Raw genomic sequence first — 6,579 nt, 5'->3', positions numbered from 1 at the left:
GGCTCGGATGTTCCGAGCCGGACGGCCTCTTGCTCATTCAGCGGCTGAACTCACCCCTGCCACTGACCGGTATTCGATCAGGCCGAGGATCGGCCCGCCGCCGGTGCCTACTGGGCTCCGGAGCTGTAGTAGGTGTCCGCGTAGGCGTACTGATCCCAGTGCGCCTCGTCCGACCGACCGTCGCCGGACCCACCCGAAGAATCCCGATCCCCGTGCCCCGGCCACCACGCGCGGTGACCGATGAGCGCGGTCACGGCCGGGGTGAAGAACATCGCCATCACGAATGCCGCGATCGCAATGCCGACCGAGATGGCGAACCCCATCTGGGAGAGCACATTATTGCCCGCCAGCATCATCGAAGCGAAGGTGCCCGCGAGGATCACACCGGCCGCGGCGACGGTCGGCCCGGTGTGCCGTACGGCCAGGGCCGCAGCCTGTTTCGGCTCGTTACCGGCACGGGCCTCCTCACGCAACCGCGCAACCATGAGGATGTTGTAGTCCGTGCCGAGTGCCACCACGAACAGGTACATGATCACCGGGAGGGTGAAGATCAGCCCGGAGTTGCCCTGGAAGTGCTGGAACACCAGGACCGAGGCACCGAGCGTGGCGGCGAAGCCGAGGAACACCGAGGCCATCAGATACCACGGGGCGACCAGACTGCGCAGCAAGAGGGCGAGCACGATCATGATCAGGATGCCGGCCACCGGGAACACGATCTTGTAGTCGTGCACCATCGCATCCTGGAAATCGACGTACACCGAGGAGATCCCGCCCACGACGGCCGTGGTGCCCGCCGGTGCCATCGAATGTGCCGTATCCCGCAACGGACCGCGCACCGTATCCAGAGCCGCATCCGATTCGGGTGCGCCCGCGAGTGTCACCTGGAAGTCGGCGGCCATACTGTCGCTCGAAACTGTCGGCGCCCCAACCTGACTCACGCCGGACACCGCCGCGAGCGCCGCGCGGTAGACGGTGAGCTGGTCACCATCGAGCGGTGCGCCATTGGTTGAGCGCAGCAGCACATCGGAAGGCTGGGTCGATCCGGCGGGCAGACCCTTGAGCAGTTCCTTGCTGTACACCGTGGATTCGGAGGTGTCCGAAGTCGAGCCGGAGCTGAGATCGAAGGTCGGATTGAAGCCGAAGGCCAGCACACCCAGGGCCACCAGCAGACCACCGGAGACCGCCGCGAATGCTCCCGGCCGCCGCCCCAGTGCCGCGCCGATGGCGCCGAAGCGTGCACCCTTCGGCTCCTGCCGCCAGGCCTTGGAAGGCCAGAACACCTTGGTGCCGAGCAGCGAAACGACGGCGGGCACCAGGGTCAGCCCGGCGAGCAGCGCCACCCCGACGGCGATCGCCAGCGCCGGACCCAGCGCACGGAACATGCCGAGTGTCGAGAGCGTGAGCGCCATGAAGGCGATGATCACCGCACCCGCCGCCGAGGTAATGGCCTCACCGACCTTGGTGACGGCACTGACCATGGCGGTCTTCGGATCCTCCCCCGCACGCAGCCGTTCCCGGTAGCGGAACATCAGGAACAGGATGTAGTCGGTGCCGACGCCGAAGAGCACGACCAACAGGATCGAGTTCACCGAACTGTCCACCTGCAGATCGAATGCCTTGGCCGCCATGGCGATCAGGCCACCGACGGTGCTGGAGATCGCGCCGATGATAATGATCGGCAGCAGCGCAATCACCGGACTGCGGAAGATGACCAGCAACAGCACCAGGATCAGCACGACGGTGGCGACACCGATAATGGCCATACCCTTGGTGCTGGATTCGGTTTGATCCAGCATCTGCGCGGCCTGACCGGTGACGCCCGCCTTCAGATCCGTGCCATGCACCTGCTCCTGCAATGCGTCACGCAACTTCTTGACCGCATCGCTCTGCGTGGTATCGCCCGCACTGGTCACCTTCGTCATCTGCACGGCGGCGATCTGCACCAACCGGTTCTCCGAAGCCGGACCGGCCTGTATCCCGATGACATCCTTGATGCGCTGGTCGTTCAACTTGGCCGCGATCGTCGCGACACTCGCCGAATCCCCTTCGCTCAGCGGTGCACCGTCCGAGCGCACGAACACCAGTAGCGCCGCGGGTGCCTCGTTCTGTGGAAATGCCTTCTGCTGCAATTCCATTGCCTGAATCGACTCATAATGTGAAGGCAGGAAGGCGGATTGATCGGTGGTCGATTTGAGTTTCGGCGCCGAGGCCACCACCGCGATAATGATGAGCAGCCAGAGACCGATCACCTTCCACGGGTTGTGAACGACGATCGCGCCCAATCGAGCGAACATGCGGGACAATTCCTTTCGGGAATCGGTACGAGACTCGGGAGCCGACGGCTCAGATATCGAGGTCCTCGGTCTGCGGGTACTGGGTCGTATCGACCAGGGAGCGGTAGATCTTCGCCGGGATCCGTCCGGCCAGATCCTCGAAGGATTCAACGATTTCGACCGTGTAGTCGGCCCAGACCTGTTCGTTGATGTCGAATATGTCGCGCCAGTTCTTCCTCCAGTCCGTGATCCAGCTCATCGCCGCGAAGTCGGACCATTCGGATATCCGCCGATGCACCACATACTTGCCTTTGCGGCTCAGATAGACCTGGGTCAGCTCGACACCATCGGTCGTGTAGCTGCGCGCCTGGCCGAGCAGTTGCCCCTGGAAGCGCTGTTTGCGTCCGCCACCCGGGCCTACCTCGAGCAGGATTTCCTGGAACTCACCCGGCGCCGCCTCGGTGGCTTCGCCCGGCTTCACCTTGGTGACGTCGACGACGGCCGAGGATTCGGTGTCCGTAGGCGCATTGTGGTCGGTGGTCATAACTCCCCATTTCATAAATGAATGCGCACATGCGCATGACACTTCATCGACGGCTCCCGCCGGATACCGTCGTCGGTGGATCTTGCTCTTTCGGCAATCGCGCCCTCGGTGATCCGCGAGAGCCGCCGAAGGGTCAGATGTCGAGGTCTTCGATCTCGGCGTCGACCAGCTCGCGGTCGATATCAACCGCGCCCGCGGTCGAACCGTTTGGGCGGGCGGGCGTGTGCGAATCCGCGGCCATGACTACCTCATCTCATAAACGAATATGCAATTACGCATGGAATCAGCGCCAACGGACCCCGCTTCGGTCCGTTGTGACGAGTCGATCTGCTGTTTTCCGGTACCCCCGAGCGCACTCCGCGGTATCCCGTCGGGAATCACTATAAGTAGATGTATACGTATAACGCAAGCCCTAAGGTCGAGCGACCTCACCACCGGCCAAGGCGGGCCGCCTTTCCCGGTCGGCGCGACGCCGCCGCGCCACGCTGACCAGCAGCGCCAGGCCGATGCCGAGTCCGAGCCCGAGCGCCCCGGCCGCCGCGAAGCCCGCGGGGAACCCACCCGCATCGATGGCGACGCCGGCGAGTGAGCTGCCGATGCCATTGCCGAGAGTCATTGCGGCACCGTGCCAGCCGATCGCTTCACCGCGCCCACTCTCCGGAACGATTCGGCTCAGCTGGTCGACGGATGCGACAAGCGTCGGCGCGCAGAGTGCGCCCGCGAAGAGCCCGGCCACGCCGAGCGATAGCGGTCCGACGGCGAAGCACATCGGAATGGTGATGGCGCCGAGCCCGGCGAGCAGGAAGTAGGTCGAGATCGGTCGATGCAGAGCGCCGTAGACGAGTCCGCCGACCAGCGAACCGAAACCCCATACGGCCATCACCACACCGAGCCATCGCTGCGCGCCGAACTCTCGAATGGCCGAGACGAAGGTCAACTCCGAACCCGCGAGCACCGCGATCGCCGCACTCGCACCGATACACAGCGCAACGAATTCGAGCCGGAACCACGCACGCCGCGGGACGGCGGCCGAGCGATCGTTGTCATCGGTGCGCAGCGGCGGATTGCGCACCCATACGAAAACGCCTGCCAGCACCAGCGCCATCTGCATCCCGAACAGCGTGAGCGTCGTCGACCAGGCCGTCGCGGCGGCGACGCCGAGCACCGGCCCGACCATGAAGGCCGTCTCCACCGACACCGATTCCAACGCCAGGGCGGGCTGCCGGTTCTCCTCGGTGGTCGCCGCGATCACGGCCTGGCGCACCACCGTGAAGATCGGAATATCGAACAACCCCGCCAGTGCCGCGAGCACCAGTAGCGCCCCGTATCCGACGAACGGCGCGATCGACCAGCACACCGCCCCGACAATGATCGACGGCAGAATCGTGCGCCGCAGCCCGAACCGATCCAGCATCCGCCCGCGCCACGGACCACTCACCGCAATACACAGGGTGACAACCGAACTCAGCGCACCGGCCTGTGCGTACGACCCGTGCAGCGTCTGCACCACATGCAGCGCGAGCAGCACCGCCCCCGCGAAGAACGGTATGCGAACCATCACCCCCAGCAGCAGCACATTGCGCACCGCCGAGTTCGACAGGACCTCGCGATAGGACCGCATTCGATCGAGGGTGTCATGCCCACCCGCCCCCGCGCCACCAATTAATCCCATGATTCGGTCCGACCGAGACGGCATGGACGCGTCCGGCCAATGCGTGACAAGGCCCCATCACCGCCCAGTTCGTCGCAAGTGTGATCATGCCGCCGTGGCGCGGTCCGCCGTATTCGGTCACGAATCCCTCACCCCACGAAGTGAAAGTTCAGCCGCCGGCGCCGCGCTGAACGCGACTCCCCAACCGGCGACCGCCGGCCGGGCCAGCGCGAACTCACCGACCACGACGGACGACCCATCCCCCATACGACAACCTCGGCTGCGATCTGAGTTACGAATGGTGAGCCGACGCGGCCGCCCCTCGGCCATCAATGCACCTCAGGGCGCAGGTTCCCCGTGTTCTAGGTACGCCGTGCGACCGTCGGCATGGGCGGAATGGGCCTGCCTCAGGCGACGGCCCAGCCTGGGAATGACGTAATCATCGATCTTGTCGATCCGAACCCATTTCCACTCGTCGAGTTCGGTTGGCTGAAGTTCGATGGCGCGCTCGTCCTCGCCCAGTTCGCCACAGTCGAATACGTAGAGCGCCTTATCGCCTTCGCCCCGGTTCGGCGCCCAGTCGTGGACGAGCAATCGCTTCGGCACACGGTCGATCCCGAGCTCCTCACGGACCTCGCGACGGCACGCCGCGGTAGGCGCTTCACCCGGCTCTACATAGCCACCGGGTATATCCCAACCGTTGCCATAGATCTTGTGCACCAACAGCACCTCGTCACCTCGGACGAAAAGCGCCCCCGCCGCCATCCGCGCGCGCGCAAACCGATTGTCCCCGTCGACCATTGGATCACCTCACGATCTGCATTCGTTTGGCCAAGGCTTGCAATGCGAACGAAGGACTGCCGTGGACACTGCGCATCCACGTGAGTACGAGCTGTCGGCTCAGATAATGGTGACGAACTTGTTCCGGCGCCGCCTGTTCGGCGTCGAGCACGGCGGTGATCGAATCCTGTTGGCGCCCAGCGAGATTGAATGCCCGAGCGAGTTCCAGCTGGTGACGGATCTGGCGCTCTATCGGCAATGCCGAGGTATCGAGGTTAGGACCGAGGCTCAGCGCGATCTGCACATCGCCCAATTCCATTGCGGTATTGACCCGGTGGATCGCGACGTTTGTCGGGCCGAAGGCGGTCCACAAGTAGTTGTGGTCGCCACCCAACCGCGCTGCCGCCTGATCTGCCTCTGTCAGAAAGCCCTGGACTACATCTCGTCGATTATTGCGGGCCGCGGCCATCGAACCGACGAGCAGCAGCGTTCCGTACACGGACCACACATCCGGCCGACCGGCGCCGAGATGGGATTGCAGGTAGTCGGCTCCGGCTTCCACCAGGTTCACGGCCGGTTGTACCCGGCCCGTCGACATGACGGTGAAAGCGACGGTCCTGATCAACGATCCGATGATCGCCGGGTCATTGGCGCGCTGCGCGGCGGCAAGTCCGCGCTCGGCCGCATTCCAGGCCAGGTCTGTCTCGCCGAGTTTGGTCAGCACCGACGCGGCGACCTGATAACCCAGCGCCAATACTCGATTGCTCGGTCCATCCGCATTGGATTGCACCATCAACAGCGCCGTGGACAACAGCGCTGGCAGTCGCCCGGCGGCGTAGCCGAACTTCGAGGCCTGGTAGGCGGCGAATACCTCGCTCAGATCCCGTTCGAGCTCCGGGAGCTGGAACGATCGAGATCTGCTCGTCGACGGTGACGGCGTGCGCATCAGATGGCTGTAGTCCATCAATGTGGCGCGCAGTGCGGGGATGGTGGAAACCCCGCTTTCACTGGTCCAGTCCAGCAGCGTCGGCTCACCGATCAGATCACCTAGCGAAACATCGAGGGCGTCGGCGAGCAGACGGATAACCGATAGCCGGTCCAACGGGATCCGGTTGTTCTCGACCTTGCTCATCCAGTCGTCGGTGCGTCCGACGAGCCCGGCGAGAGCTTCTTGGGATATGCCTCGGCGGCGGCGATACCAGGCCACCCGTTCCCCAATGGTGAGATTCTGCGTCATTCCGCGCACAGGCCGATCTTCCACCTCGATTGGAAAGGATCCCGGAAGGAAATTCCGGGCGAAAACTCGAACAAGGCTCAGGCTACTGCTAAGC

The 6,579-nt window shown here is 64.3% G+C and carries 5 protein-coding genes; all 5 read right to left on the bottom strand.

What is annotated here, in order from left to right; translation table 11 throughout:
• Nucleotides 1–107: 107 nt before the first annotated feature.
• Nucleotides 108–2,294: an MMPL family transporter gene (locus tag ACWEO2_RS25390; RefSeq protein ID WP_452407573.1), complete on the bottom strand. Its 2,187-nt coding sequence runs from the start codon at nt 2,292–2,294 to the stop codon at nt 108–110.
• Between the two features lie 49 nt (nt 2,295–2,343).
• A complete protein-coding gene (locus ACWEO2_RS25385) occupies nt 2,344–2,817 on the bottom strand; it encodes an EXLDI protein (protein ID WP_452407572.1) in 474 nt (157 codons plus the stop codon).
• Nucleotides 2,818–3,229: 412 nt separating this feature from the next.
• Nucleotides 3,230–4,489, bottom strand: a complete 1,260-nt coding sequence (locus ACWEO2_RS25380) for an MFS transporter (RefSeq protein WP_452407571.1) — start codon at nt 4,487–4,489, stop codon at nt 3,230–3,232.
• Nucleotides 4,490–4,807: 318 nt separating this feature from the next.
• Nucleotides 4,808–5,269, bottom strand: a complete 462-nt coding sequence (locus ACWEO2_RS25375) for an NUDIX domain-containing protein (protein WP_452407570.1) — start codon at nt 5,267–5,269, stop codon at nt 4,808–4,810.
• Between the two features lie 4 nt (nt 5,270–5,273).
• On the bottom strand, nt 5,274–6,485 hold the full coding sequence (locus tag ACWEO2_RS25370; protein ID WP_452407569.1) for a helix-turn-helix domain-containing protein: 1,212 nt from the start codon (nt 6,483–6,485) through the stop codon (nt 5,274–5,276).
• Nucleotides 6,486–6,579 lie beyond the last annotated feature (94 nt).

The organism is Nocardia sp. NPDC004278 (assembly GCF_053602975.1).
The sequence above is the reverse complement of the archived record's forward strand: the minus strand, read 5'-3'. Positions and strand labels throughout refer to the sequence as shown.

Coding starts and splice junctions, on each gene's coding strand:
- ACWEO2_RS25390 (WP_452407573.1), bottom strand. CDS start 2,294: ATGTTCGCTCGATTGGGCGCGATCGTCGTTCACAACCCGTGGAAGGTG.
- ACWEO2_RS25385 (WP_452407572.1), bottom strand. CDS start 2,817: ATGACCACCGACCACAATGCGCCTACGGACACCGAATCCTCGGCCGTC.
- ACWEO2_RS25380 (WP_452407571.1), bottom strand. CDS start 4,489: ATGGGATTAATTGGTGGCGCGGGGGCGGGTGGGCATGACACCCTCGAT.
- ACWEO2_RS25375 (WP_452407570.1), bottom strand. CDS start 5,269: ATGGTCGACGGGGACAATCGGTTTGCGCGCGCGCGGATGGCGGCGGGG.
- ACWEO2_RS25370 (WP_452407569.1), bottom strand. CDS start 6,485: ATGACGCAGAATCTCACCATTGGGGAACGGGTGGCCTGGTATCGCCGC.